The following is a 26,298-nucleotide window of genomic DNA, read 5'->3' as shown; positions in this document are numbered from 1 at the left end:
ACGCCTTAAGATGGCCAAAGCCTATCCCAAGCCGACTTCCAAAGAGTCATAACCTCTGTGCAGAGGTACTAGTCTACCGAACGCTGATAGGCCAGCACCTCGCTCGGCACGCTCAGGCTCTGCAGCGTGCCGGGCGCGGCGCCGCCGATCCAACCGAGAACGGAGCGGGCGAGTTCGGAGCCCGCCAGCCGGAAATTCTCGTTGACGACCAGCAATTCCGTGCGAAACAGATGCAGCAGGTCCGACGATTGCTTGGACACGACATCGACGTCACGGCCAAGCTTGAGGCCGGCATCCTCGATGCCGGCGACGATGGCCAGTGTCGCGGCGGCGGCGCTGCTGACGAAGCCGTCCGGCCGGTCTTCGCGGCGCATCACTTGCGCGGTGCGCATTCTGATCTGCTCGATCGTATGGTCGATAGAAACGGTGTTGAAGGGGATTTCGCTGGCGCCAACCTCGCTCAGCGCATCGGCAAAGCCGTTGACGGTATGACTGTGGTAGGTCAGCCCGACGGGCGGTGACAACAAAGCGAGCCGGCGGCGGCCGATGCCGGCCAGACGACGCACGGCTTCCACCGCAAAAGCGTAGTTGTCGAAATCATGATAGGGGTGGACCAGCCCCATATCGGTGCGGCCATGCGTGGCAAAGGGAATGCCGTGCTCCAGCATGTAGCGGGCCCGTGGGTCATTCGGCTGCGTGCGTGAGATGATGACGCCGTCGGCGGAGCCCGTCTCGACCAAGTAGCGTATGGGGTCGAGCGGATCCTGCGAGCGCGAATAGGGCGTAACGATCAGGTGGTAGGGTGTATCGGCAATGACCTCCGAGACGCCGTAGATGATGTCCGAGACGAAGCTCATGATCTCGCGTTCGGTGTTGAGCACGAGGCTGATGACATTGGTCCTGCCGGTGCGCAGGCGCACGCCCGCGCGGTTTGGCCGGTAGCCGATCTGCTTGGCGACGAGCTGGACACGGCGCCTTGTTTCGGCGCCGATTTCCGGAGCGTCCTTCAAGGCCCGCGACACGGTGGTGACGCCGAGCCCGGTCATGAAGGCAAGCGTCTTCAACGTCGGCCGTCCCTGCGCCAACGCCTCTTCGTTGTTTTCCGTACGCCGTCTGTCCATTCGTCCCGCCCGTCAGGCGCATAGCAGCCGCAGGCCGGATCGGCAATCGCCGCCACAGCGATACGGTATGCGTTCCAGCCCCGGCAAGCGTCAATATACTGAAACGTTACAGATTGCCAATATCGAGATGCCGCCACTCGCGGCGAGGCCGACGGCTGTCTCGCGGAAATCCATTGGGATTGCAGAAGAAATCGCTTTTGTCATCGCCTTTGCCGGCTTTCACGCGCAGTTTGATGTCTTGCAGTGCAGCGATCCATGCTGCGGCGCATATAAAAGCGATTGCTCATGTGAATTTGTTCGCGGCTCGAAAAAATATCGAACTCGTTTCGTTCATGGGGTTGCGCAGGTCACGCAATTCCCGTATCGAAAATCTGTAACGTTTCAGATTCTGGGAGGAACCGAAATGCGATACAGACTTTTGACCGCTGCGCTGGCAGCGACGGCTACTCTGCAATTTGCCGGTCCGGCCGCGGCGACGGACCTGGAAGTGATTCACTGGTGGACGTCGAAGGGCGAGTCGGCGGCGGTCTCGCAGTTCGCAAAGGCCTTTGACAATGACGGCCACGGCGACCGCTGGGTGGACAGTGCCATCGCACTCGGCGAGACCGCCCGATCGACCGTCATGCAGCGCGTGCTCGGCGGCGATCCGCCCGGTGCCGCTCAGTTCAATCCCGGCCGGCAGTACGAAGAACTGATTTCGGGCGGGAAGCTGCTCGACCTTACGGATGTCGCGACCGCCGGCAAGTGGGATGAGGTCATTCGCCCGAAGGCGATCGGCAGCGCCTGCCTCGTTGACGGCCACTGGTGGTGCGTCCCGGTCAACATCCATTCGAACTACTGGGCCTGGTACTCCAAGCCGGTGTTCGAGAAAGCGGGTGTGCCGGAGCCGAAGAACCTGGCCGATTTCCTCGCGGCCGCGCCGAAGATCAAGGAGGCAGGCCTCATCCCCTTCGCCATCGGCGGCGACGGAAACGGCTGGCAGATTCAGCTGCTCTTCCAGGACATGGTTACCGAGGCTCTCGGTGTCGCCCAGCGCGACAAGATGTATACCACCAAGAGCGCCGAAATTGCCGGCAGCCCAGAGATGAAAGGCGTCTTCACGCAGTTGAGGGCCCTGAAACAGTTCACCGACAACGGCTACGCCAACCGCAACTGGAACGACACCACCAACCTGGTGATCACCGGCAAGGCCGGACTTCAGGTGATGGGCGACTGGGCGCGCGGCGAGTTCGCGGCCGCCGGCATGACCGGAGTCAAGGATTTCGGCTGCATGATCGGCCTGAACGAGGCCAAGCCGGTGGTCAGCACCGACGGCGACATCATCCTGTTCTTCAAGCAGAACAATCCGGATGTCGAAGCAGCGCAGAAGCGTCTTGCGGCGCTGCTCATCAGCCCGGAGGTCCAGGTCGCCTTCAACAACGCCAAGGGTTCCATGCCCGTGCGTGGCGATGTCGACATGTCGACAGCCGACCCGTGCATGCAGAAGTCGCTGAAGGCGGTGGAAGACCCGGCCAACATCGTCACTGCGACGAACCGGTTCATCACCGAGAACACCAATCAGCAGCTTAATGAGCTCGTCGCGCAATTCTTCGCAGACGACTCCATGACGGCTGACGACGCCACCGCGAAGTTCGCCACGATCATCGGCAATTCCGACTAGGAACCGATCAGTGCTAGAGGCGCCGCCCTTACAGCGGCGCCTCGGTCCCGCCCGACCCGACAGGAGGTTTCCTTTTCCGGCGGCGGGCTGACAATCGCAAGACGGGAAGCTGCAGCGGTCTGAAGCCCGGTGGTTCGGACAACGCTGACTTTCACGTCGGCAAACGACCCAAGGTGTCGGTGGAAGCGGAGTAAAGACGGACGATGCGGAAGAGCTGGAGGCACAGATTTCACCTGCCCGCCGTCATCGGGACAATACCGATGATTCTCGTTGCGCTCGGCGTGTTCGTGATCGGCATTGGCTTCTCGGTGTTATGGTCCTTCACCAGTTCGAAGCTCTTCCCCACCTACGATTTCGTCGGTCTGGCGCAGTACAGGCGCCTCTGGGCCGACAACCGCTGGCTCGTCTCGGTCAACAACATCTGGTTCTTCGGCCTGATGTCCATCACCTGCAACATGGTGTTCGGCTACCTGCTCGCCGTTTTCATGGACCAGCGCATCCGCCAGGAGGACCTGTTCCGCTCGATCTTCCTGTATCCTTTCGCCATGTCGCTGATCGTCACCGGACTCGTGTGGCAATGGGCGCTCGACCCCAACCTCGGCCTGCAGGAGGCGCTGCGCAACTGGGGCTGGTCGAGTTTCAGCTTCGCCCCGCTGGTCAGCGCCGAGACCGCGCTGTACGCGCTGGTCGTGGCGGGCATCTGGCAGGGCTCGGGCGTGACGATGGCGATCCTGCTTGCCGGCCTGCGCGGCATTGACGAGGATATCTGGAAAGCCGCGAGGGTCGACGGCATCCCGACCTGGCGCACGCACGTTTCCATCGTGGCGCCGATGATGAAGGGCGCCTTCGCCACCGCCTTCGTCCTGCAATGCGTAGGCGTGGTGCGCGTCTACGACCTGGTCATTGCCATGACCGGCGGTGGGCCTGGCATCGCCACGTCCATGCCGGCAGTCTACGTCATCCAGCTCATCACGGTTCGCCAGAACGTCGGCCAAGGCATGGCTGGAGCAACGATGATGCTGCTGCCGGTCCTGATCGTGCTGGCTTTCAGCGGAATTCTACTATGGCGGCGAAATCGCCTGCGGGAGGCGGGCGCATGACCGTCGGACAGATCACCGCAATTCAACCGCTCCGGGAAGCGCCGCATCAGGCTGGCGCGGCGCCCTTCGGGCCGAAACCGCGACGGATATCGGCCGGCCGCATCGGCATCTATGCTTTCCTGGTCGTTGCGGCTCTCTTCTTCCTCATCCCGGTCTACATCATGATCGTCACATCGTTGAAGGGGATGCCTGAGATCAGGCTGGGACATCTTTTCAACCTTCCGGGCGAGCCAACCTTTCAACCCTGGGCCGACGCCTGGCTCCACGCCTGTACCGGGCGCGATTGCAACGGCCTCAGCCCAGGCTTCTACAATTCGGTGAAGATCACCCTGCCTAGTGTGATCATCTCGATCATCTGCGCGTCGATCAACGGCTACGCGCTGACCTTCTGGCCATACAAGGGCGCCAATCTGCTCTTCGGGTTGCTCGTGTTTGGCGCCTTCGTGCCCTATCAGGTCGTGATCTATCCATTGATCATCGGATTGAGCTCGGTCGGGCTGTTCGCCTCGCTCCCGGGTATCATCATCGTGCATACCATCTTTGGGATGCCGATCCTGACGCTGCTGTTCCGCAATTTCTACGCGGCAATTCCGGTCGAGCTGTTCAAGGCAGCGCGTGTCGACGGTGCGGGTTTCTGGCGCATCTTTTTCTACATCATGCTGCCGATGTCGGTGCCGATCACCGTCGTCGCCGTCATCCTGCAAGTTACCGGCATCTGGAACGACTTCCTGTTCGGCATCGTGTTTGCCGGGCGGTCCAACTGGCCAATGACGGTACAGCTCAACAATATCGTCAACACCACCACCGGCGTGAGGGAGTACAATGTCAACATGGCGGCAACCATTCTGACGGCTGCGGTGCCTCTGCTCATCTACTTCATCTCCGGACGATGGTTCGTGCGCGGCATCGCCGCTGGCGCGGTGAAAGGCTAGTGGATATGGCGCAGAACGGTACCAGCGTTTCGATCCAGGACCTGTCACTGAGCTTCGGTGTGGTGACCGTACTGGAGACACTTAATCTCGATGTCGCCGAGGGCGAATTCATCGTGCTGCTCGGGCCCTCGGGCTGTGGCAAGTCGACCTTGCTCAACTGCATTGCCGGCCTGCTCGACGTCTCCGAAGGCAGCATCTTCATCAAGGGCAAGAACGTCACCTGGGAAGAGCCCAAGGACCGCGGCATCGGCATGGTGTTCCAGTCCTATGCGCTCTACCCGCAAATGACAGTGGAGAAGAACCTGTCCTTCGGGTTGCGTGTCGCCGGCACGCCGAAGGACGAGATCGCCAAGCGGATCGCGCGGGCGGCCGAGATCCTGCAGATCGAGCCGCTGCTGCAACGCAAACCGGCAGCACTTTCCGGCGGCCAGCGCCAGCGCGTGGCAATCGGACGGGCGCTGGTGCGCGATGTCGACGTGTTCCTGTTCGACGAGCCGCTGTCCAATCTCGACGCCAAGCTGCGCGCCGAGCTGCGCGTCGAGATCAAGCTGCTGCATCGCAAACTGCAGAACACGATGATCTATGTCACCCACGACCAGATCGAAGCGATGACGCTGGCCGATCGCATCGCGGTGATGAAGGGTGGCGTCATCCAGCAGCTCGATGCGCCACAGACCATCTACAATCGTCCGGTCAACCGCTTCGTCGCCGGCTTCCTCGGCTCACCCGCGATGAACTTCATCGACGGGCAGGCCGAGACCGGCGCTACCGCGGCTTTCAAGACCGGAAATGTATCCATACCGCTCGCCCGCTACGCTTTCGACGCCGCGGGCAACAGCAGCGGCGCTTGCGTGTTCGGTATCCGGCCCGAGCATGTCGCCCTTGGCGAGGCGGCAAATGCCATGCCCTTTGCCATCGATGCCGCCGTCGAGATCGTCGAGCCGATGGGCTCCGACACGCTGGTATGGACGAAGCTCGGCGGTCAGAATTTCTCCTTCCGCGTCGAGGCGGAAAAGACGCTGCGCAATGGCGAGCCAATCCGGATCGGCTTTGATCCTGCCCGCGCCTCGCTGTTCGACAGCCAATCCGGCAACCGCATGTAGCTCCCAAGCCCCACTCCTCCCCAAGCAGAACGGACAGAGACGATGAACTGGTCATTCCAACTTTACAGCGCCCGCAATTTCCAACCCTGGGAAGGCGTCCTCGAGACGCTCGGCAAGGTCGGTTACACCCAAGTCGAAGGCTTCGGCGGCGTCTATGATGATCCCAAGGCCTTTCGCGCCGAACTCGACAAGAATGGGCTCGCCATGCCGACCGGGCATTTCTCGATCGACGCGCTCGAGAACGATTTCGACGGCGTGCGCAAAATTGCCGACACACTCGGCATCACGCTGCTCATCTGTCCTTTTCTGATGCCCGACCAACGCCCATCCGATGCCGCCGGCTGGCGCGGCTTCGGCGAGCGTCTGGCAAACGTTGGCGACGCCGCGAAAAAGGCCGGCTACGGCTTTGCCTGGCACAACCATGATTTCGAGTTCAAAAAACTTGCCGACGGCTCGGTGCCGCAGGAGCTTATCCTCGCGGCAGCGCCAGACATCGGCTGGGAAATCGACGTCGCCTGGCTGGTGCGCGGCGGCGACGATCCGCTGGCGTGGATCGACAAATACGCCAAGCGCATCAGCGCCGTCCACGTCAAGGACATGGCCAAGCCCGGCGAGGGGCTGGACGAGGATGGCTGGTCGGATGTCGGCCATGGCACCATCGACTGGGCCGGCCTGATCAAGGTGCTGCGCGCCAAGAGCGGCGCCCAATACTACGTCATGGAACAGGACAACCCGAACGACATCGAGCGCTTCGCCCGCCGCTCGATCGCAGCCGTCAAGACCTACTAGGAGCAATCAGCATGGCAAAGAAACTTGGCATTGGCGTCATCGGCTGCGGCAACATCTCGAAGGCGTATTTTTCGCTGGCACCGCTGTTTCGCGGCATCGAGATGCGTGCCTGCGCCGACATCAACATGGAGGCGGCGAAGGCGCGGGCAAAGGAGTTCAAGCTGCGCGCCGAAACCGTCGACGACCTGCTCAAGGCCGACGACATCGACATCATCGTCAACCTCACCATCCCGGCGGTGCATTTCGAGGTGTCGAAGCAGGTGCTGGACGCGGGCAAGCACGTCTATTCGGAAAAGCCCTTCGTGCTGTCGGTCAAGGAAGGGCTCGACCTGAAGAAACGCGCCGAGGCGAAAGGCCTGCGCATCGGTTCGGCGCCCGACACGTTCCTGGGCGGCGCGCATCAGCTGGTCCGCGACCTGATCGACACCGGCAAGCTCGGCAAGATCACCAGCGGCACCTGCCACGTCATGGGCCACGGTATGGAGCATTGGCACCCCAATCCGGACTTCTTTTTCCAGCCGGGCGCGGGACCGGTGCTCGACATCGGGCCGTACTACATCACCAATCTGATCCAGCTGATCGGGCCGGTGAAACAGGTGGCGGCCTTCGCGTCGACGCCCGCCAAGGAACGCACCATCAGCTCCAAGCTGCGGGCGGGCGAAAAGATCCCGGTCAACACGCCGACGACCATCCACGGCCTGCTGGAGTTCGAGAACGGCGCCGTGGTGACGCTGAACACCAGTTGGGACGTCTGGGCGCATGGCCACGCGCCGATGGAACTCTATGGCGAGGCGGGCACGGTGTTCGTGCCGGATCCGAATTTCTTCGGCGGCGACGTGCGCTTCACCGAAGACAGCAAACCGGTCAAGAAGCTGCCGAAATGGAAGCACCCGTTCGGTGTTCCCAACGAGATGCATTCGCAAGGCATGATGGCCAACTACCGCACGGCCGGCCTCGCCGACATGGCGGTGGCGATCGCGGAGGACAGGCCGCACCGCTGCTCGATGGAACTGGCGCTGCATGCCGTCGACGTGATGACTGGGCTGTTGCGCTCAGGCGAAACCGGCAAGTTCGTCGCCATGCAGACCAGTTGCGAACGGCCGGCCGCACTTGGCGTCAAGGAGGCCAAGGCGCTGTTGGCGAAGAAGAAGTAGACCAGGCACCCAACCCTCTCCCCGTTCCGGCCGGGAGGGGGTAAGGGTGGGGGGCAGAGCCGACTCGCCGCGCTGTCGCGATGGCAGCCGACTGGCTCGCTTCCATTTGAGGATTTTCCCATGCCCTACATCCCCGCCGAAAACCGCTACGAGAACATGATCTACAACCGCTGTGGTCGCTCCGGCCTGAAGCTGCCGGCGATATCGCTGGGGCTGTGGCACAATTTCGGCAATGACACACCGCACAAGACTAAGCAGGCGATCGTGCGCCGAGCCTTCGACCTTGGCATCACGCATTTCGACCTCGCCAACAATTACGGTCCGCCGCCCGGCTCGGCCGAGACCGCTTTCGGCGAAATCCTGCGCACCGACTTCGCCGGTTACCGCGACGAGCTGATCATCTCGACCAAGGCCGGTTACGAGATGTGGGCCGGTCCCTACGGCGAATGGGGCGGGCGCAAGTACATGCTGGCCAGCCTCGACCAGAGCTTGAAGCGGATGGGGCTCGACTATGTCGACATCTTCTATTCGCACCGCTTCGATCCCGATACGCCGCTGGAAGAAACGATGGGCGCACTTGACCATGCGGTGCGCTCGGGCAAGGCGCTCTATGCCGGCATCTCGTCCTACAATTCGCAGCGCACGCGCGAGGCCGCCGATATTTTGAAGCAGCTTGGCACGCCTTGCGTCATCCATCAGCCGAGCTATTCGATGCTCAACCGCTGGGTGGAGGAAGACGGCTTGCTCGATACGCTCGAAGGGCTCGGCGTCGGCTCCATCGTGTTCTCGCCACTGGCGCAAGGCATGCTGACCGACAAATATCTCGGTGGCATTCCCGAAGGCAGCCGCGCCTCCCAGGGCAAATCGCTGAAGACAGCCTTCATCAACGACAGGACCATCGCCAACATCAAGGCGCTCGATGCGATCGCCGGCAAGCGTGGCCAGACACTGGCGCAGATGGCCCTTGCCTGGGTGCTGCGCAAGGGCAAGGTAACCTCGGCGCTGATCGGCGCCAGCCGGCCGGAGCAGGTCGAGGACTGCGTTGGCGCGCTCAAGGTGCTGGACTTCAGCGATGCCGAACTCGCCGAGATCGATAGCTATGCGCGCGAGTCCGACATCAATTTGTGGGCGGCTTCGGCCGAGCGCAAAGGTCCGCCGAGAAAGTAAGCCCTATCGGTAAGTCGGCAAATAAAACGGCGGGAGTCTCTCCCGCCGTTTTTCATGCGAAGCGAAGTGCCCTCGCTTCAGGGTGTGGCTGGTTTCTGGGCCGTGCCCAGCCCCGCCTTGAGTTTTGCCGGCGCCGGCGCCGGCGTTTTCATTTTCGTCTCGATCCAGCCGGTGTAGTTGGCCAGTCGTGTGTAGATGCCGTAGGCGTCCTTGTGGCCGCAGGCCGCACTTCCGTCCGCCGGACCTTCGCCCCAGCTGACGACGCCGACCTGGACCGGACCGTCGGCGCCGGTCATGAACAGCGGGCCGCCGCTGTCGCCGTTGCAGGCATCGCGCACGCCGCTGGTGGTGCCGGCGCAGATCATGTTGCCGGTCAGCGGGTCGGTCATGTCGGCGGCAATCGCATTGGCGGCTGCGTCGATGCCTCTTTCCGAATAACGCATGCGGTGGGACAGATCGCCAAGTGCGGCCTTCAGATCATGCGCATAGATGGCCTTGATGCCGCTGTTGCAGGCGGTGTTCGGCTGCAGGTCGAGGTCGGCAACCATCAGCGTGGTCGGAAAGGTGCCATCCTGCATCTTGCCCCAGCCGGTGACAGTGGTTTTGCCGGTGTCGGGTGTGGCGTCATGGGTGACCTTGATGGTCGGCGCATCGGCCGGCTCTGCAAGCCGCAGCAGGCCGAGGTCGTTGTCAAGCGTTTGCTCGCTGTAGCCCTCGTTGACGACGACCTCCACCACCTTGTGGCGCTTGCCCTCGCTGAGATCGGTGGCGCCGGTCAGCACGGTGACGGCGTCGGGCGAAATCGGCTGGCCCTTGTCGTTGAGGCAGTGGGCCGCCGTCAGCACCCATTGCGGCGCGATCAGGCTGCCGCCGCAGAATTGCGCATTGGCCTGCGAGGCCGGGTTCTCGTCCAGCCTGTCGGTGGTGAGCAGCGCGACCTGAAACGGATAAGCGCCCTTTTCGGCCTGGTTGCCGCCATAGACGCGATCGGCACCCTCGGGATTTTCCGCCGCAGCCTTGGCCTTGGCATCCGCAACGCGTTTCATCGGCGAGACCGCCGCTTCGGGCCTGGCGGTGTCATCCGCCTGGCTGGCGCTGACGGTGGCAAGAGCCGAGGCGATGGCGAGCGCCGACGCGGCGACGATCGGCCTGAACCGATGGATGATGTGCACCTGAAATCCTCCTGAGACACGTTCCCGAACGAGCCACTCCGGCGCATGATCAGCGAAACAGTCGCCAGCAAACCGGCGTCGCTTCGCGGATCGCGTTCCCGTGCGGAACCCGTTCAAAACCCTATAGCCCCCCACGGGCTACGTGGAAGCGATTTGTCATTCCAATGTTGTATTAATTTAGGCAGTATACCGGCGCGGGTGTCTTTGGCGGGGGCCTTCGACAGACCGCGTGGGGTGATGATCAGGTTCAGGCGCCGGTAACCAAACTCATTTTTCGGCTTCACCACGATCTCGACAATATTTCTGTATTTTGATCAAGTCCTTGCTGACTTTTGGGAGAGTCTCACCATGACAAAACTGACAAACGCTATGATTGCGTCCGCATTGCTTTCAACTGCAATGTGGACGGTCCCGGTTTTCGCCGCCGATCCTGGCTCCGCCAGTGCCGGAAATGGCGAAAGCATGCGGGACGTAACTTCAGGCGACTATAAGCCCGGGCGGGCAAAACCAATCGCGTCGCCGAAGCTGACTGACGAAGACAGCCGCGCTGCGCCGCTTGCTGACGAGGCAACGGCTGTCAAATCCTATGGCATCGTCGGGCGTTCCGCCGATGGCAAGGAGATCAAGATCGAGCCGAGCGAAGCGTTGCGGGATCTTATCATCAAGGAACTGAATGCGCCGGCCAATGGAAAAGACGGGGCGCAGCGCAAGACCGAAGATCCTGACCTTGGCGAAGGCGAAGCCGGCCGTCAGGTTTTCGGCACCGACGACCGTGAGCAGGTCAAGAACACCAAGACCTATCCGTTCTCGGCAATCGGCTATCTCGAAGCCAAATCGCCGAAGACGGGCAACTATGGCAGCTGCTCGGCAACGCTGATCGGCCCGCGCACGGTGCTTACCGCGGCGCACTGCCTCTACAGCCATGAGGACAAGGACTGGCTGTCCGAGTATCTGTTCGTGCCAGGCCTCAACGGCAGCACAGCAGACGATGCACCGTTCGGCGCCTTCACCTATGAGAGCGCTTACGTGCTGCAGGGCTTCATCGACAACTACCAGGGCTACTATGGTTCGGTCATCCCGTGGGATCTCGGCATCATCACGCTGAAGCAGGATGTCGGCACCAACCTCGGCTGGCTGGGCTACGCCAATTATGACGATCTCGGCGACTTCACCGCCAACCTCGTCGGCTACCCCGGCGATAAGCCGATGGGCACGATGTGGAAGGCGAACTGCGAAGTGCATGCCGAAAACATCGCTCCGGAATATTTCCAATATGACTGCGATACGTTCCCGGGGTCGAGCGGCAGCTCGGTCTATGCCTATGACAACAACTCCAAGCAGCGCATCATCACCGGCGTCAACGTGGCCGAAAGCCCCGACGCGAACACCGCCGTGCGCCTGAACGCGGCAAACATCCAGTGGATCAACAGCCTGTACAAGTAATCGCTGCGCAATCACCGTGAAGACAAAGGGCGGCGGGGTAATCCCGCCGCCCTTTTTCATGCCGATGCTTCCGATGCGGCTTCTCTTGCACGAGGCCGGCTCGCCGACTACGCTTAAGGGGCCAAGGGGTTGGCATCCAAAGGGGCTCAAGGGATGGCACGGACAAGGGCAGTGTTCGGGATCGCGACCGCATCGATGCTGGCCGCGCTGATGCTTTCACCGGCCTTCGCCGATCCGGCGACCGGTCCTGCCGGCGGCGCCTGGGCTGAACGGGTGCAGATCCTCTACCAGGCAGACACGCGCTCGGTGCTGCGCAGGATGGTCCGGGTTTGGGATTTCCATCCGGAGAAAAACCTCGACTTCGTCTGGGAGCCGGCGGCCGGCCAGTCGCCCGACCGGACGATCACTGAGGACGGCACCATCAACGGCAAGGGCAGGCTGGTGTGGCGGGTGCGTGGCTCGGCGAGCTATGATCCCAAAACCATCTATTCCAGCTATTTCGGTGACGTTCGCAATGGCCGGCCAGACGGGCAAGGCCGGCTCGAGCTGCGCTCTGGCGAGGTTTTCGACGGGCATTGGCATGCCGGGCAACTCAACGGCAAGGGCATTCATGTCGACGCCGACGGCAACCGCTATGAGGGTCAGTTCGTCGCCGGCGCGCCGAATGGCGAGGGGCGGCTGCTGTCGAAGACCGGCGAGATTTTTGCCGGCTCATTTGTCGGCGGGTTGAAGAACGGCAAGGGCCGTACACGGCTTGCCGGAGGCACCATCTACGAGTCGCAATGGGCGATGGGCAAGGAGGTCGGCGGAACGCGTCCTGACGTGCTGGCCGATGCAAGGGTCGGCGGGCTGCTCAAGGCGCAGACCGGTGGCGGCGATGCCGACAAGGTCGAGATCGGCGTTGCGGTCGACCAGCGCATGACCCAGCAATCCGATATGCAGTACCAGCATCTGGTGCGCGACGAGGATATCGCGATCTATCCGCTGTCGGACCAGTACAATGACAGCTGGAACGGCACCGGCCAGGTCACCACCAGCAATGTCTATGAAGGTATGAACTGGGAGGAGGCGCCGGCCTTTGCCGAGGTCGACCTGAAGACGTCAGACCAGTCCAGGGTCAAGCTCGACAGTCTGGAAATGAAGGTCGCCGCCAGTGATGCCTATCGCAAGCCGATGCTGTCGATATCGGAGCATTTCGGCTGCGTCGGCTTCCGTCCGGATTTCTCGATCATCAACAATGGCTGGGGCGAGCCCAAGGACATGAAGATGTCGATCCAGTTCACCACGGTCGACGACGAAGGCAATCCGACCGGTGATCCCAGCCGCATGTTCAGCAAGGATGTCGGCAGTTTCGGCGAGGGCGTCGACGTGTCGATCAAGAGCGTGCTCGCAGAGGCTGGCGTCGACACGGCCAGCCTGGAGACGGGGCGGTTTCCCTGTCCTTCTGTCGATAGTCTCAACGTCTGCCGCAGCCAGCTCACCAACAAGATCAAGTTCGGCGAGGTCGCCGACTATCTCGGCAACATGCAACAGGCGATGACGCTGAATGCGATCGGCAAGTTCGACTATTCCTGGTCGGACGACGAAGGTCATGTCTACCAGCAGAGCGAGCCGTTCCGCACCTCTATCACCATGGCTGTTTTCGAGACGCCGGAAGCGATGGCCGAATGCGGCGATGGCGGTGGCGGCACGCCGGAAGCGATGCGCTACCAGAACATCGAGTTCCCGATCGGCAAGCATGATTACACCATCGCCATGCCGGTGCGCGGTAACAAGAAGGTCAGCGCCTACACGGCACGGCTGAAGATGTGGTCGTCGATGTCGTCGATCCATAGCTTTAGCATCGCCGCGCATTTTGCCGATGGCAGCGTACGCGAGAGCAAGCCGGTCACCTTCTTCTATTTTCGGCCGAAGCAGTCGCTGTTCGAGACCAAGACCGAGCCGGCGGCCTGCTATCTGCCGCGCGATATGGTCGGCTGCGGTTAGGGTGCATTGATATTCAGGTGATGCCGGCCTGCACACGGCGGGTTCCTGCGCTTCCGGTGCTCACGTACCCAAAAGTACGCTCGCTCCGGTTCTCGGAACCTGCCTTGTTTGGTCGCTTCGCGCCCGTCTTCGACTCCGGCTCGGCCTGACCTGAATCTCAACACACCCAGGCCTGCGAGCCGCTTATTTCCGGCCCATCTCGAAATAGTTGGGCAGCGGCAAAAGCCTTGTGAAGATCGTGCCCTGGGCGAAGACGCGCAGTTCCAGCATCGATCCCGACGACCGCTCGGCGCTCTGGTCGAAGAGGAAATTGCCGAGCGAATAGACCTCCGCCACATCGCCGCCGGCAAGCGGAACGATCGCCTCGCTCGATACATGCGGATGGCCGCCGACGATGACCGATGCGCCACGCAGCCGCATCTGGTCGGCAAGCATGTCCTCGCGCGGCGACGGTTCGGTCTTGTACTCGCGGCCCCAGTGGACGAAGGCGACGACCGGCCGCTCGGCGTTTTCGTGCAGCAGCCGGTCAAGCAGGGCAGGCGTCAGCAGATCGGTGTTCTTCGAGCCGTTGGTGTCGATGTCGGTCAGGCCGACAAGGTCGAGATCGGCAAGCGCCAGCGTCTCACCCTGGCCGAAATGCGGAATGCCGGCTTCGTTCAGCGCGCGCAGCGTCTCGGCATAGCCTGACGGGCCGAGATCATAGGCATGATTGTTGGCGAGCCCGACACCGGCGACATGCAGCCTCTTGAGCATGTCGACAGCCAGGTCTTGCGGCATCGCCAGCGTCATGTCGTCGATCGCTTCCGGCACGTTGGGCAGGATGACGCCTTCGAGGTTGACGATCAGCGGCCGTGAACCGGTGAGCGCCATCACGCTGTCAACGATCCGGTCGGCAACACCGTCGCGGACCAGTATCTTCTTCATGGCACGGCCGAAATTCACGTCGCCGGCCAGATAGTAGATCCTGTCCTTCGGCCGTGCCGGGTTGTTGAAACCGGGAGCGAAGGCACCGAACAGCGCCACGACATAGCTGGTGGTCCGCTCGACATAGTCCGGCGTGTGTTCCTGCGAGTTCTCATTGGCGACGACCAGCGGCTGGGCGCCGAACAGTTCGCGCTGCAGCCTGGTCTGGATGTAGAGCGCGCCGACGGAATCGGCGTGAGCGGGCTGGCGAAGCGCCGCTATGCCGTCGAGCGACCCGGCGGCCAGCATGTTCAGCGTCTGCTGGTCGAAGCGCCGTGCCTCGTGCTGGGGCAGATAGTGCGAGAAGTCGGTGGATTCGACGATCAGCGTGTCCTGATCGACGATCGGCTTCAGGGCCTCGGCCAGCGTGTCCCAGTCGCCGCGCCGCGCCATGACCGACATCGCGACGGGCACGATTTTCGCCTCGGGGAAGTAGTGGTGCAGGAAAGGCAGCATCGCGCGCACGCCATGTTCCTTGTCGAACAGGCAGGACTCCTCGACCATGTCGCCGTGCGTTTCGAGCTGGCGTACTGCTTGGACGTCGGCGGCGACCGGGCCAAGCACGGTATCGAAGCCGCGTACCGAGGTGGCGTACAGTTTACGCGTCTTGTGGAAGTGGTCCGGCGACAGGATGACGATGCGCTTGTAGCGGAAGCCGGACGCCGCCCGGAACCCCAGCGCCACCAGGTCTGCGGCCAGGAGATGATGCGGGACGGTGATGCCGGTCACCCGCTGGTTCGATGGCTCGATATCGGCGACCTTTGCGATGGCATCCTTGAACAGTTTGGCGTCATCGTAGAAGGGCGGAAAGTTGTCAGCGCCGGGCGGGCAAATTATGGGCGCGGCAACGGCGTGAAAGAGTGGGGTAAAGAGGCAGAATAGCATTGCTGCGATTGCCGGCCACAGTCGCGCGAGGGGGGTGTCTTGGCGCAGTCCCCTCATGGCTCGGCAAGCACGATGTTCTCCACGCCGCCGACATAGTAGAACGGCTTCTGCTTCGATGATGTCAGCCGCACCACCTCGCGTGAAATGTAGTCGGCAAGGCCGAACAGCGTAACGCCGCCGTCCGACGTCCTGGCTTTGCCGCGCAGGCCTTCGAGGATCGAATAGGTGAAGACGCCGTGGCCGAGTTCAGGCAGTTCGGCGGCGGTGTTGTTGGCTGCGGTGGCCGAAAACACGACGATGCGCGCATCCTGCGCGTCCTTTTCCAGGCGCGGGTTGAAGGCGTTGGCGGCATGGCAGGTGTCGAGCAGCATGAAGCGCATGCCCTTGGCCCGCTCGACCGATTTCTGGATGTCCGACCAGTCGACAAGCGAGGAGCGCTTCCAGCGTTCGGCATCCTGTTTGCGGCCGTCGGTCGGGATGAAATAATAGTCCTCGTCGATGTTGATGCCGTGGCCGGCGACGAAGATGATCGTGGTGTCGTGCTCGCGCGGTCTGTCGAGGAAATCGGCGAGCTGGTCGTCGATCGTGTCGGAGTCGGGCTCCATGATGCCGTCGGCGCTGGCGATTGAATAGGTCTGCCTGGCCTTGTCGGGGGCCTCGTCGAGCGCTTCACGGTTGACCAGAACCAGCGTCTCCATCGATGAGAACAGCGGCGCCGATTTCTGCGCAATCACCTTGAGGAATTCGGTGGCATCATCGACGGGGTAGCGCAGGTCGCAGGCGTGGCCCGAACAGGCGTTGGTCAGGAACGGATATTTGTCGACGCCGATGACCGCGACATAGAGCTTGCCCTTGGCCTCGGCCTTCTCGGTCTTCCTTGCCAGCGCGGTTACGCTGCGTTCGGTCAGATAACCGAATTCGTTGGTGCCGGTGACGCGGATGGTGTTTTCGCCGTTCTCGACCGGTATCTCGACGATGGTGTTGTTGCCGTCCACCGACCGGGCGGTGACGTCGCCGACATTGCGGCTGTTCGACAGGATCGAGAAGCCGGCGACATCGGTCCCGGCTTGCCCCGCACCGGTGATCTCGACGGCGACATAACCGTCGCGCGCCTTGCTCTGGTCGGCGGCGAGGCGGATGTCGAATTCCGGTGGCTTGCGCTGCAGCAGTTTCTGGAGTTCGTTGTCGACGCCAGGCCGCATCTCCTTGACCGCCTGCTTGGCGCTGCGCAGGATGATCGCGCGGCGCACCATTTCCGGGCTCCAGAGATATTTCTTCAATTGGTCGGCGCGGATGAAGCGGCCTTCATGGTCGCGGCCCTGGTTGACCTGCCAGCCGATCAGCTTGTCGCCCTCATCGGAAGAATAGTAGTAGCCCTGCGGCATCCACGCGATCCATTGCGAGCCGGCGAAGAACATCGAGACGATCAGCTCGTGCGTCTTCAGATTCCAGAGCCTGAGCGTCTGGTCGGCGCTGCCGGTGACCAGCATGCCGGCTTTTTCCGAAGCGACCATGGCGTTGATTTCGCCGGTATGGCCGGTGAATTCGCCCGACACTCTCGCTGTGGCGGTCCGATATTCGAGCAGCGTGCCGTCATTGCCGCCGGTGATCAGACCAAGGCCGTTGTCGATCAGCGTGAAGGCCGAATGGACAAAGCCATTGGTGGCATCGTTCTCGATACTGCGCACCATCTTGCCGCCATTGGCGATCTCCAGCACCGCGTTTTCCAGCGCGTCCTTGCCTCCCTCCCTGGCGCGCAGCGACCACTGGCCGTCTGTCAACGCGGCGCGGGCAAACGAGCCCGGCTCCGCCAACGGCTGCGGGTCGTCGAAGAATCGCTCGGTGGTCGGCAGCACCAGCCTGTTGTCCAGTTCGCCTTGTTCCTCCGGACAGGACACGCGCTCGGGGCAAGGGTTGGCATTGCCCCAGGCGATGACGTCATTCGCTACGTCGATGCCTACGGCGGTCACCGGCTCACCCACTCCCTGCAGCAGGGCCTTGCGCTCGCCAGTCGTGGGATTCCAGACCTGGATGGCGTTGCGCGTGCCGCCGGCGGTTGCCACCAGCGAACCATCGGCATTGGCGGTGCTGGCATAGACCGCGCCGTCGTGGCCGGTATAGTCGAGCAGCTTTTCGCCGGTGTCGGTGTTCCAGACGACGGAGCGATGCTTGTCGGCGCAGCGATAGCGGCAGGAGGCGACCAGCCGCGACCCCTTGGCAAAGGTCAGCGAGCCGATGAGGAAATCCTGCGTTGGCATGGCGCGCACCATTGTGCCGTCTGCTGCGTGCCAGAGCTGGACCTGCCCGTCCTTGCTGCCGGTGGCAAACAGGCTGCCATCCGGCGAGACGGCCAACGCCATGACACTGATATCCCGCAACGGTTCGGCCTCGGCCGGCAAGGCGATCTCCTCGCCCTTCGCGACGTCCCAGAGCCGGATGCCGTTGTCGGTGGTGGTCGCCGCCAGCCTAGTCCCCGCGGCCGCGAAGGCGAGCTTGTCGATGTGCCAGGAATCGGCATCGAGCTTCTTGTCTAGCGTCCACCCGGTCGCGGATTTGTCGTCCAGCCGCCAGAGATAGACGACACCGTCGGCGCCGCCTGCAGCCAGGGTTTTGCCGTCGGGAGAGAAAGCGAGGTCGTAGGTCGCGTAGTCGGCGGCCTTGAGCACCGCCTTCATCTTGCCGGTGGCAAAGTCGAACAGCCGGATGTCGCCATAGGGTGGCTTGTCGCCGAGGCTGGCGCCGAAATAGCCGCCGGCGGCAATCGTCTTGCCATCCGGCGAGACCGCGACCGCGAAGATCTTGCCGTCGCTGCCATTGCCGAGATAGCCGCGAATCGTGCGCAGCGTCACCCCGCTCTGCCAGTCCCAGATGCGGATGGTCTTGTCGTTCGATGCCGAGATGATGTCGTCGCCGTCGGGCGTGAAGGTGAGGTCGGTGACCTGCGCACTATGACCGCCGGTGTCGAGATCGAGGTGGAAGTCAGCCGCCTCTTCGGCGCGAGCAGCCGATGTGACAGCAAGTGCACCGACCATGGCCAGCCAGCAGCAGGCACGCAGGAGGCGGCGGGCTGCTCCTCCCATCGCTATTTGACTTCGGCCGCGGGTTGCCCATTGCGCACATAGGCCTCGATCGCCGTGGCGAAAGTCGGTGAACCCGCCTTGCGCTGTTTGTCGACATAGCCGGCAAAATAACTCCAGAACGAGATGGCATAGTCGCGGAAATAAGCGTCGGTCACTTTGCGCGAACACAGATCGCCGTCGATGCAGAACGACAGGCGGTTGAGGAAATAGACAATGCGGTCGAAGTTTTCGCTGAAATCGGCGAGTGGCATGTCGCCACCGCTGGCGGTCATCGCCTCGATGCCGATCCGCTGCCGGAACACCTGCTCCTCGGTCGGCGAGGGGTTGGCGCTGAGCAGATTGTCGTATTTGGCGTTGAGGGCCGCAAGCCGTGCTTTCAGCGCGCGCTGCGCCTGCTGGTAGTCCTTGGTTTCCCAGAGCTCAACCAGCGACATGGTCTGCTCGACGCGCTTCTGCTCCTGGTTGGCAAGGAACTGGTAGATCGAAAACATCAAGGTGAAGATGATGGCCAGACGCACCAACAGGCCCGACCAGGCATAGACCAGCATGCGCCAGTCGCGGTCGGTGAACGGGTTCGCTTCCTTCTTGATCTCGTGGCTGCTCGGCCACGGAAACCCCTCGGTGGTTTCCGGCAAAGCGGGCTTCGTGGCTGGCGCCTTTGCAGGGGCGGCGGCAGCTGCCGTTTGCCTGGTGTTGGCCGCCGGCTTTTTCATTGGCAGCTGTCCAGTTCGATGACGGCGGAGGGATCCAGCACGATGCCGGGCGCCTCCAGCTTCTTTTTCAGGCATTCCAGCTGCAGGCGCGAAATCATGAACTGCACATCGGGCTCCGCCGCCCCCTTGTTCGGTGATGGCAGCGCCTCGACCACGCCGCGCGAGGCGCAATTGCTGAGATCGACGACAACCGCTCCGTTGCCGCTTTTGGCGATCTGGTCATACTGATCGAGAAAACAGGTTGCCAGTTCAGAGTTGGTGACGATCTGATTGACACAAAGGCCGCAGGCCTCGTCCGCCGAAGCATTGGCGATCAGCAACAGGCTGCCGGCAAGGCCGGCCACGGATCCACGCCAGGAAAACATAGATTTCTTCACAATCGATCCTATCCGCTTCGTCAGGCCGTCATGCGCCATTGCGCCCGCCGGGAATGTTCTCATATCGCGCCGATCGCGCAAGAGCCGGGTCCGGCCCTTGTGCCGGCATTCGGTCAGGCGCGTGGCACCGTTTCCATAGGGAAGATCATCACCGCGCCCTTCGGGCCGCTCTCGTCGGCGAGCCGCATCACAGAGCGGGTTGCCGGCGCCATGCCGATATCGGTCAGCATGTCGGAGAAGCTGGCAGGGCCTAGCCCGCGCGTCATGGACGCAACGCCGTCCTGCGCCAGGAAGCTCAGATCCTCCTTCTCGCTTTCCGGCGGCGCCTCGGTCAAAACCGCGATCATCCTTTCCATGCCGAAGCTGGTGTCGGTGAAGGCCAGCAGCCCCTCTTCGATCGAGGCTTGCGGCGCCAGGCGCTCGGCGACGATGTGGGTGATCGAATAGTCGCTGCCGACATAGAGCACGTTGATGTCGACCAGCAGATCAGAGCTGTTCTTTGCCAACACATGCACTTCGTCGCCCGGGGAGACGCGAGGCACCACCGAAGCCTGCAACGGTTCGAGACCATCCTTGTCACGGCGTTTGACCTGGAACTGGACGTCGACGTCCTCCGGCTTGTAGTCGGAAGCTGCCGCCAGCCGCGACAGCCCGGTGGCACGGAAGATGGTGCGCAGATTTCTGGTCGTGGCCTCGACCAGCTTTTTCCGGTCATCCATGTGAATGATGATCAGCGGCGGCTTGCCGCCGTCCTTCAAGGTCACGTCGCCCGAGGCCGGCAGGAACCACAGCGCCGGCTTGTCGGTCGCGTCCTTGGCAGCGCCGGCAATGGCATTCTCGCGCATCACCGCAAAGCGAAGCTCGGCGCTCTTGCCGGGGTCGACCAGTTCGATGTTGAAGCCGGTTTCCTTGGCCGTAGCCAATTCGTCGAGAACCGAATTGACCAGAGCGGTTTGCTTTTCCAGTCCCTTGGTCGCCGCCGGCCGCGCCACGGCGAGCTTGTAGTCGACGGCGATTTCGGCCACCCGCGCATAGGCGTTGGCAGGGATGTCGGCGAGCTTGAGCGCCGGCTTTTCGTCGAATTCGACCGGCTTGACGCGGCTCTCCAGGTTCCTGGCTGACTGCACCTCGAGATAGCCGACCGCGTCGGAAAGCTGCGACAGCGCCGAGGGCAGAATGGCGAGCTTGCTGCCGGGGGTGAGGCGATGCAGCAGGCCGGCGCCGATCGTCGCGTCGCCGTCCTCGATGACAACAGGCCATTGCATGACCGCGTCCGTCTTGTCGGTGCCGAACACGCGGGCATCGAGTTCGCCCTCGAACAGCGGTGTCGGGCGCGTGCGGCTGTCGGCCGAATATTGCTGCAGCACGGCCTGGCCGAGCTGGCGATAGGTGACGTTCGGGTTCTCGGCCAGTTTCGACAGGATGGTGAAGGTGAACAGACCGAACCGGGGTGCATCCGTCGTGCCCTTGGGCAGCGGCATCTCCGGCGTCGTCTCCACCGTCTGCGCGGCATAGAAGGCGACCAGCTTGCCCTTGGTGATCGGCTCGCCGCCGGTCGGGGTCAGGTTGAAGGCGGGTTTGCGCGTGCCGTTGTCGTCGACGCCGCGCGAGCCGGCGGCGGATGTCACTTCGTCATAGGCCTTGATCGCCGCGGCCCGCTCGGCTTCGCTGCCGCCGACTAGATCGGCGAACTCGACCTTGCGCTCCATTTCGTCGTCGACTTCGACGGCGCGGGTCGCGGTGCCGGAATGGCAGCAATCGAACACGACCCAGACGAAGGCGCCTTTGTTGCGGATGGCGTCGAGCGCAGCACCGATCTCGTTGTCGACCAGCGCATTCGGCACGCCAGCATCACGGTTGATCCATTTTTCGATGTCGACGGGCAGGAAAATCTCGTCGAGCCCGTCGGTCTCGTCGCCCTTGACCCTCTCCGGCTGCTGGGCGCCGTGACCGGACAGGTGCAGATAGACGAAATCGTCGCGCTGCACCTTGGCGGCGAGGTCGGCCAGCGCGGCCTTGATCGCGGCATGGGTGGGCAAGCCATTTGCGCCCGGGACGTCCTTGGCCAGCAGCGTGACATTCTCGGGCGCGAACCGTACCGGGTCGGGCACGTTCTTCAACAGGTACTCGTGGACCAGGCCCGCATCGTTCTTCGGCCCGATCAGCCAGTTCCTCTGCGGCAAGTTCGGATATTCGGTGCAGGCGACCAGCAGCGCATGGTAAGTGCGCGATGCCGCCATGGTCCTGAACGACACCATGCCAGCCATCGTCAGCGCGGACGTGCCGACCAGCAGCGTCCGCCGCGTCAATTTGATCATGATTGCTTCCCCAAGCCCGATCGAATTTCCCAAGCGCGGCAATCCTTGCCGAAGATTTTGTCAGTATTTTGAATGTTGCATCGCAGAGCAACCCGCCTGTTACCCCGCTCCGGTCGACGATAGGCTTTCTCGACAGCCTTCCGGGGCAGAGATGTTGTAAACAGTAGCAAAAATGCCTGTTCGTCGCTATCTGGAGGGAGAGGGATCGTTTGCGCGCGGAAATGATACGCGAGCGACGCAAGACAGGTTGGAAACAGGATCATGGCGGCAAGGGATGTGCTGACGAAGAACCAGCTGTGCGTGCTCGAGAAACTCGAGGCCGCCAGCGGGCCGCTCAGCGCCTACACGTTGCTCGACCAGCTGCGTGAGCGCGGTTTTCGCGCGCCGCTGCAGGTCTACCGGGCGCTCGACACGCTGGTGAAGTCCGGCTTCGTGCATCGGCTCGAAAGCATCAACTCTTTCGTCGCTTGCGCCGAGCCGCATGACCACAGCCATTCGATGACCGCCTTCGCCATTTGCGACACCTGCGGACAAGTCACCGAAATGTCGGATCACGATGTCGACCACCGGCTGGACGAATGGGTGCGCTCGACCGGCTTCGCCGCCAAGAAGGCGGTGATCGAATTTCGCGGGACATGTGCGAAATGTTTGGCTGAAGCGGCCTAACGCGCGGTCGACCAGGCGAACCAGAACGCAACGAGCGCCAGCAAGGCCGAAAGCAGCCGTCGGCTGGTTCGTTCCAGCCGTGGATCGTTGAGGAATGGCTGCAGCGCTCCCGCCAACACGACGATCAGTCCATGGATGGCTGTCGCGATGGCCACATAGGTCAGGATAAGCAGGACAGTCTGCGCAAGTATCGGTCGTCCGGCCTCGACGAAGGTCGGCAGCACGGCGACATAGAAGATCGCCGCCTTCGGATTGAGGAGATTGGTGACAAATCCGCGCCAGAAATACTTCCCACCCGGATTGCCCTTGTTCGAAACCACATCGGTTCCAGCGGTCCAACCCTCCCAAGCGAGATAAAGCAGGAACAGAATGCCTGCCCAGCGGAGACCCTCGTAGAGCAAGGGCGACGCCTGAACACTTCGGCGACGCCCAGGGCGGCGATGCCGCCAATAGCCGCCAGACCCGATGCGATGCCCGCCACGGTGGCGAAGCCCGCCCTGCGGCCGTGGCTCGCCGAAACCAGTGCCAGGTAAGTCATGTTGGGGCCTGGCGTCAGTTCGATCAACATCGACGCCAGCGCGAATGAGAGGAATGTGGCCGTTGAAAACGGCAGCATTTCACTCACTTCAATGTGCCTCGTCCCAGTTGTTGGCGGCGCGGGCGTCGACATGCAGCGGCACCGACATCGACACCGCCGGCATCGCCGCGTTCTCCATGATGTGACGCACGACGGGGATCGTCGCCTCGACTTCCGCCTCGACCGTCTCGAAGATCAGCTCGTCATGCACCTGCAGCAGCATGCGTGCCGACAGCTTCGCCTTCTCCAGCGCCTCGTCCATGCGCACCATGGCGCGGCGGATGATGTCGGCGGCGGTGCCTTGCAAGCGGGCGTTGATCGAGGCGCGCTCGTTGAACGCGCGGACCGAGGGATTGGAGGATCGGATGTCAGGATAGTGGATGCGGCGGCCGAAGATCGTTTCGACGAAGCCGTGCTCGCGGGCATAGGCCTTGGTCTCCTCGATGTAGTCGCGGATGCCGGGGAAGCGCTCGAAATACTTCTTGATGTAGTTGCTCGCTTCCTCGCGCGGGATCGACAGCTGGTTGGCGAGGCCGAAGGCGGAAATGCCATAGATGATGCCGAAATTGATCGCCTTGGCGCGACGTCGGACTTCCGAAGGCATGCCCTCTACCGGCACGTTGAACATTTCCGATGCGGTGATGGCGTGAATGTCGGCGCCATCGGCGAAGGCCTGTCGCAGTTGCGGGATTTCGGCGACATGGGCGAGCACGCGCAACTCGATCTGGCTGTAGTCGGCCGAGACCAGCCGGCTGCCCTTGTCGGCGATGAAGGCGGTCCTGATCTTGCGGCCTTCGGCGGTGCGCACCGGAATGTTCTGCAGGTTCGGATCGGATGACGACAGCCGGCCCGTCGTCGTCGCTGCCAGCGCGTAGGAGGTGTGGACGCGCTTGGTGTCCGGATGGATGAAGCCGGGCAGCGCATCGGTGTAGGTCGACTTCAGCTTGGTCAGCTGGCGCCAGTCGACGATCTTGCGCGGCAGTTCATGGCCTTCGGCGGCGAGGTCTTCGAGAAGCTGCGCCGAGGTCGACCATTGCCCGGTCTTGGTTTTCGAACCGCCGGGCAGGCCCATGCGGCCGAACAGGATGTCGCCAAGCTGTTTTGGCGAACCGATGTTGATGCGCTCGCCGATGAGTTGGTAGATTTCCTCTTCGAGCCTAGCGGCGCCCTGCGCCAGTTCGCCCGAGAGCCGCGACAGGATCTGCCGGTCGACGGAGATGCCGCGCTGTTCCATGCGCGCCAGAACCGGCACCAGCGGCCGCTCCAGCCGTTCATAAACCGACACCAGGCCCTTGGCGGCAAGCCGCGGCTTCAGCACCAGCCAGAGCCGGATCGTCATATCGGCGTCTTCGGCGGCATGAGCGGTCGCCCTGTCGATGTCGACCTGATCGAAACCGACGGAGCTTTTGCCGGAGCCGGTAACCTCTTTGAGCTGGAGAGGGGTGTGGCCAAGCCATTTCTCGGCAAGCGAGTCCATGCCGTGACCATGAGGGGTGCCGGCATCGAGCACATAGGAGATCAGCATGGTGTCGTCAAAAGGCGCGACATCGATACCATAGCGGCTCATGATGACCAGATCGTATTTCAGGTTCTGCGCGATCTTGAGAACCGACTTGTCCTCCAGCAGCGGTTTCAGCACGGCCAGCGCCTCGCGAAGCTGGATCTGGTTTTCGACCGCGCCGCCCCCGAGCAGATCACCGTTGCCGCTCTTGTGGGCAAAAGGAATGTAGGCGGCGCGGCCGGGCGCCGTGGCGATGGACATGCCGATCAACTCGGCCTGCATCGGATCGGCCGACGTCGCCCTCACGTCGAAAGCGGCAAGCCCGGTCTCGGTTGCCTCGGCGACCCAGGCTTTCAAGGTCGCGACATCGCGGATGCAATGATAGGCTGACGTATCGATCTTGCGGGTGGCGGCGCTCTCCAACCGCAGTGCGGCGAGCAGGGAAGGGGTGTCGCCGCTGATGGGTTTGTCGGCGCCCGGGGCCTGGTTTGCCGCGCCGTCTTCGCCGGTCTTGGCAGGTCGGACGTCGGAAGTTCCCGCGCCAACATCGGGGCCATGCGCGGCGTCGGCACGCTCGACGGTCACCGCGACGGCCTGGACGTCGCCGGCCTCGGTGCCGGTTGCTTCCGCCACGCGGCGGGTCAGCGAGGTGAATTCCATGGTCTTGAGGAAGCCGATCAGCTTCGGTCCGTCCGGCGCGTGCAGGATGAAGTCGTCCAGACCCTCTGCCACCGGAACGTCGGCCTTCAGCGTCACCAACTGGCGTGAAATGCGCGCCTTGTCGGCGTTGGCGATGATCGATTCGCGCCTTTTGTCCTGCTTGATCTCGCCGGCGCGGGCCAGCAGCCCGTCGAGGTCGCCAAACTGCTCCAGCAGTTGCGCCGCCGTCTTCGGCCCGATGCCGGGCACGCCGGGCACGTTGTCGACGGAATCACCCGTCAGCGCCTGCAGGTCGACCATCTTTTCCGGCGGCACACCCCATTTCTCGATGACTTCCGGAATGCCAATCTGGCGGTCCTTCATCGGGTCGTACATGCCGACCGTGTCGCCGACCAACTGCATCAGGTCCTTGTCGGAGGAGATGATGGTGGTGTCGCCGCCCGCTTCGCGGGCCAGCCTGGCATAAGTGGCGATCAGGTCGTCGGCCTCGTAGCCTTCGATCTCGATGCAAGGCAGGTTGAACGCCCTGGTCGCCTGGCGGATCAGGCCGAATTGCGGGATCAGGTCTTCCGGCGGTGCCGAGCGGTTGGCCTTGTATTCGGGGTAGAGATCGTTGCGGAAGGTTTTCGAGGAATAATCGAAAATAACGGCGAAATGCGTCGGCACAATCCCTACATCGGTGTTGCGGGCATCCAGCATCAGCTTCCACAGCATGTTGCAGAAGCCGGAAACGGCGCCGACCGGCAGGCCGTCGGATTTGCGGGTCAGCGGTGGCAGAGCATGATAGGCACGGAAGATGTAACCGGAGCCGTCGATAAGGAAGAGATGATCGCCTTTTTTCATGTCGGCAGGGATAGCGCGGCTCGATGCTGCGGTCCATGCCAAAGGCGCCGGCACCCACCGGTTCCGGCAACACCCTGACAGAATGGCA

19 protein-coding genes are annotated in these 26,298 nt (G+C 62.7%); 10 read left to right on the top strand and 9 right to left on the bottom strand.

From position 1 onward, the window contains the following. Nucleotides 1-68: 68 nt before the first annotated feature. Nucleotides 69-1,121: a LacI family transcriptional regulator gene (locus tag AC07FD_RS34440; RefSeq protein WP_478353437.1), complete on the bottom strand. Its 1,053-nt coding sequence runs from the start codon at nt 1,119-1,121 to the stop codon at nt 69-71. On the opposite strand from AC07FD_RS34440, the gene AC07FD_RS34435 reads away from it, so the two are divergent. The 7 genes from AC07FD_RS34435 to mgrA all read left to right on the top strand — a co-directional run bounded on the left by AC07FD_RS34435 (nt 1,045) and on the right by mgrA (nt 9,026). Further along, a complete protein-coding gene (locus AC07FD_RS34435) occupies nt 1,045-2,781 on the top strand; it encodes an ABC transporter substrate-binding protein (protein ID WP_478353436.1) in 1,737 nt (578 codons plus the stop codon). The genes AC07FD_RS34440 and AC07FD_RS34435 overlap by 77 nt on opposite strands. A 203-nt stretch (nt 2,782-2,984) precedes the next feature. Next, nucleotides 2,985-3,881: a carbohydrate ABC transporter permease gene (locus AC07FD_RS34430; protein ID WP_478353435.1), complete on the top strand. Its 897-nt coding sequence runs from the start codon at nt 2,985-2,987 to the stop codon at nt 3,879-3,881. Beyond that, nucleotides 3,878-4,813 carry a carbohydrate ABC transporter permease gene (locus AC07FD_RS34425; RefSeq protein ID WP_478353434.1) on the top strand — a complete coding sequence of 312 codons (936 nt, stop codon included), beginning with the start codon at nt 3,878-3,880 and terminating at the stop codon, nt 4,811-4,813. The genes AC07FD_RS34430 and AC07FD_RS34425 overlap by 4 nt, the downstream gene beginning before the upstream one ends. 5 nt (nt 4,814-4,818) lie before the next feature. Continuing rightward, on the top strand, nt 4,819-5,916 hold the full coding sequence (locus AC07FD_RS34420) for an ABC transporter ATP-binding protein (protein WP_478353433.1): 1,098 nt from the start codon (nt 4,819-4,821) through the stop codon (nt 5,914-5,916). A 42-nt stretch (nt 5,917-5,958) separates the two neighbouring features. Next, a complete protein-coding gene (locus AC07FD_RS34415) occupies nt 5,959-6,705 on the top strand; it encodes a sugar phosphate isomerase/epimerase family protein (protein WP_478353432.1) in 747 nt (248 codons plus the stop codon). Nucleotides 6,706-6,716: 11 nt separating this feature from the next. Further along, nucleotides 6,717-7,859: a Gfo/Idh/MocA family protein gene (locus AC07FD_RS34410; RefSeq protein WP_478353431.1), complete on the top strand. Its 1,143-nt coding sequence runs from the start codon at nt 6,717-6,719 to the stop codon at nt 7,857-7,859. 120 nt (nt 7,860-7,979) lie between these two features. Next, complete coding sequence (gene mgrA, locus AC07FD_RS34405; protein ID WP_457153347.1) at nt 7,980-9,026, top strand: L-glyceraldehyde 3-phosphate reductase; 1,047 nt, start codon at nt 7,980-7,982, stop codon at nt 9,024-9,026. Between the two features lie 77 nt (nt 9,027-9,103). Here the strand turns inward: mgrA and AC07FD_RS34400 are convergent, their stop codons facing one another. Continuing rightward, a complete protein-coding gene (locus AC07FD_RS34400; RefSeq protein ID WP_478353430.1) occupies nt 9,104-10,198 on the bottom strand; it encodes a S1 family serine peptidase in 1,095 nt (364 codons plus the stop codon). A 348-nt stretch (nt 10,199-10,546) separates the two neighbouring features. On the opposite strand from AC07FD_RS34400, the gene AC07FD_RS34395 reads away from it, so the two are divergent. Together AC07FD_RS34395 and AC07FD_RS34390 are read left to right on the top strand one after the other, a co-directional pair. After that, nucleotides 10,547-11,641, top strand: coding sequence for a trypsin-like serine peptidase (locus AC07FD_RS34395; protein WP_478353429.1), 1,095 nt, complete (start codon nt 10,547-10,549; stop codon nt 11,639-11,641). A 153-nt stretch (nt 11,642-11,794) separates the two neighbouring features. Next, nucleotides 11,795-13,627: an MORN repeat-containing protein gene (locus AC07FD_RS34390; protein WP_478353428.1), complete on the top strand. Its 1,833-nt coding sequence runs from the start codon at nt 11,795-11,797 to the stop codon at nt 13,625-13,627. 183 nt (nt 13,628-13,810) lie between these two features. Here the strand turns inward: AC07FD_RS34390 and amrB are convergent, their stop codons facing one another. The 5 genes from amrB to AC07FD_RS34365 form a co-directional block, all read right to left on the bottom strand. Continuing rightward, on the bottom strand, nt 13,811-15,475 hold the full coding sequence (gene amrB / locus AC07FD_RS34385) for an AmmeMemoRadiSam system protein B (RefSeq protein WP_478353427.1): 1,665 nt from the start codon (nt 15,473-15,475) through the stop codon (nt 13,811-13,813). A gap of 53 nt (nt 15,476-15,528) precedes the next feature. Then, nucleotides 15,529-18,555, bottom strand: a complete 3,027-nt coding sequence (locus tag AC07FD_RS34380) for a WD40 domain-containing protein (RefSeq protein ID WP_478353426.1) — start codon at nt 18,553-18,555, stop codon at nt 15,529-15,531. A 2-nt stretch (nt 18,556-18,557) separates the two neighbouring features. Continuing rightward, entirely contained in the window at nt 18,558-19,268 is a 711-nt protein-coding gene (locus AC07FD_RS34375) for a DUF4760 domain-containing protein (protein WP_478353425.1), read from the bottom strand. Then, complete coding sequence (locus tag AC07FD_RS34370) at nt 19,265-19,588, bottom strand: hypothetical protein (protein ID WP_478353424.1); 324 nt, start codon at nt 19,586-19,588, stop codon at nt 19,265-19,267. Before AC07FD_RS34370 ends, AC07FD_RS34375 begins: the two co-directional genes overlap by 4 nt. A gap of 170 nt (nt 19,589-19,758) precedes the next feature. After that, on the bottom strand, nt 19,759-21,963 hold the full coding sequence (locus AC07FD_RS34365) for a caspase family protein (protein ID WP_478353423.1): 2,205 nt from the start codon (nt 21,961-21,963) through the stop codon (nt 19,759-19,761). A 261-nt stretch (nt 21,964-22,224) separates the two neighbouring features. On the opposite strand from AC07FD_RS34365, the gene AC07FD_RS34360 reads away from it, so the two are divergent. Continuing rightward, entirely contained in the window at nt 22,225-22,629 is a 405-nt protein-coding gene (locus AC07FD_RS34360) for a Fur family transcriptional regulator (protein WP_095084745.1), read from the top strand. Here AC07FD_RS34360 and AC07FD_RS34355 read toward each other — a convergent pair. After that, the gene (locus AC07FD_RS34355) at nt 22,626-23,030 is read right to left on the bottom strand and encodes a LysE family translocator (RefSeq protein ID WP_478353422.1); all 405 of its coding nucleotides are present in this window, start codon (nt 23,028-23,030) and stop codon (nt 22,626-22,628) included. The two genes, AC07FD_RS34360 and AC07FD_RS34355, sit on opposite strands and share 4 nt — an antisense overlap. A gap of 225 nt (nt 23,031-23,255) precedes the next feature. Further along, nucleotides 23,256-26,210, bottom strand: coding sequence for a DNA polymerase I (polA, locus tag AC07FD_RS34350; protein WP_478353438.1), 2,955 nt, complete (start codon nt 26,208-26,210; stop codon nt 23,256-23,258). Nucleotides 26,211-26,298: the final 88 nt, after the last annotated feature.

This window comes from Mesorhizobium waitakense, from assembly GCF_056431085.1.
The sequence above is the reverse complement of the archived record's forward strand: the minus strand, read 5'-3'. Positions and strand labels throughout refer to the sequence as shown.

Bases quoted from the DNA above. Each gene is read 5' to 3' on its own strand.
- polA (WP_478353438.1), bottom strand. From the start codon at position 26,210: ATGAAAAAAGGCGATCATCTCTTCCTTATCGACGGCTCCGGTTACATC.
- AC07FD_RS34415 (WP_478353432.1), top strand. From the start codon at position 5,959: ATGAACTGGTCATTCCAACTTTACAGCGCCCGCAATTTCCAACCCTGG.
- AC07FD_RS34360 (WP_095084745.1), top strand. From the start codon at position 22,225: ATGGCGGCAAGGGATGTGCTGACGAAGAACCAGCTGTGCGTGCTCGAG.
- AC07FD_RS34395 (WP_478353429.1), top strand. From the start codon at position 10,547: ATGACAAAACTGACAAACGCTATGATTGCGTCCGCATTGCTTTCAACT.
- AC07FD_RS34435 (WP_478353436.1), top strand. From the start codon at position 1,045: ATGAAGGCAAGCGTCTTCAACGTCGGCCGTCCCTGCGCCAACGCCTCT.
- AC07FD_RS34425 (WP_478353434.1), top strand. From the start codon at position 3,878: ATGACCGTCGGACAGATCACCGCAATTCAACCGCTCCGGGAAGCGCCG.
- AC07FD_RS34420 (WP_478353433.1), top strand. From the start codon at position 4,819: ATGGCGCAGAACGGTACCAGCGTTTCGATCCAGGACCTGTCACTGAGC.
- AC07FD_RS34365 (WP_478353423.1), bottom strand. From the start codon at position 21,963: ATGATCAAATTGACGCGGCGGACGCTGCTGGTCGGCACGTCCGCGCTG.
- amrB (WP_478353427.1), bottom strand. From the start codon at position 15,475: ATGCTATTCTGCCTCTTTACCCCACTCTTTCACGCCGTTGCCGCGCCC.
- AC07FD_RS34430 (WP_478353435.1), top strand. From the start codon at position 2,985: ATGCGGAAGAGCTGGAGGCACAGATTTCACCTGCCCGCCGTCATCGGG.
- AC07FD_RS34390 (WP_478353428.1), top strand. From the start codon at position 11,795: ATGGCACGGACAAGGGCAGTGTTCGGGATCGCGACCGCATCGATGCTG.
- mgrA (WP_457153347.1), top strand. From the start codon at position 7,980: ATGCCCTACATCCCCGCCGAAAACCGCTACGAGAACATGATCTACAAC.
- AC07FD_RS34375 (WP_478353425.1), bottom strand. From the start codon at position 19,268: ATGAAAAAGCCGGCGGCCAACACCAGGCAAACGGCAGCTGCCGCCGCC.
- AC07FD_RS34380 (WP_478353426.1), bottom strand. From the start codon at position 18,555: ATGGGAGGAGCAGCCCGCCGCCTCCTGCGTGCCTGCTGCTGGCTGGCC.
- AC07FD_RS34410 (WP_478353431.1), top strand. From the start codon at position 6,717: ATGGCAAAGAAACTTGGCATTGGCGTCATCGGCTGCGGCAACATCTCG.
- AC07FD_RS34440 (WP_478353437.1), bottom strand. From the start codon at position 1,121: ATGGACAGACGGCGTACGGAAAACAACGAAGAGGCGTTGGCGCAGGGA.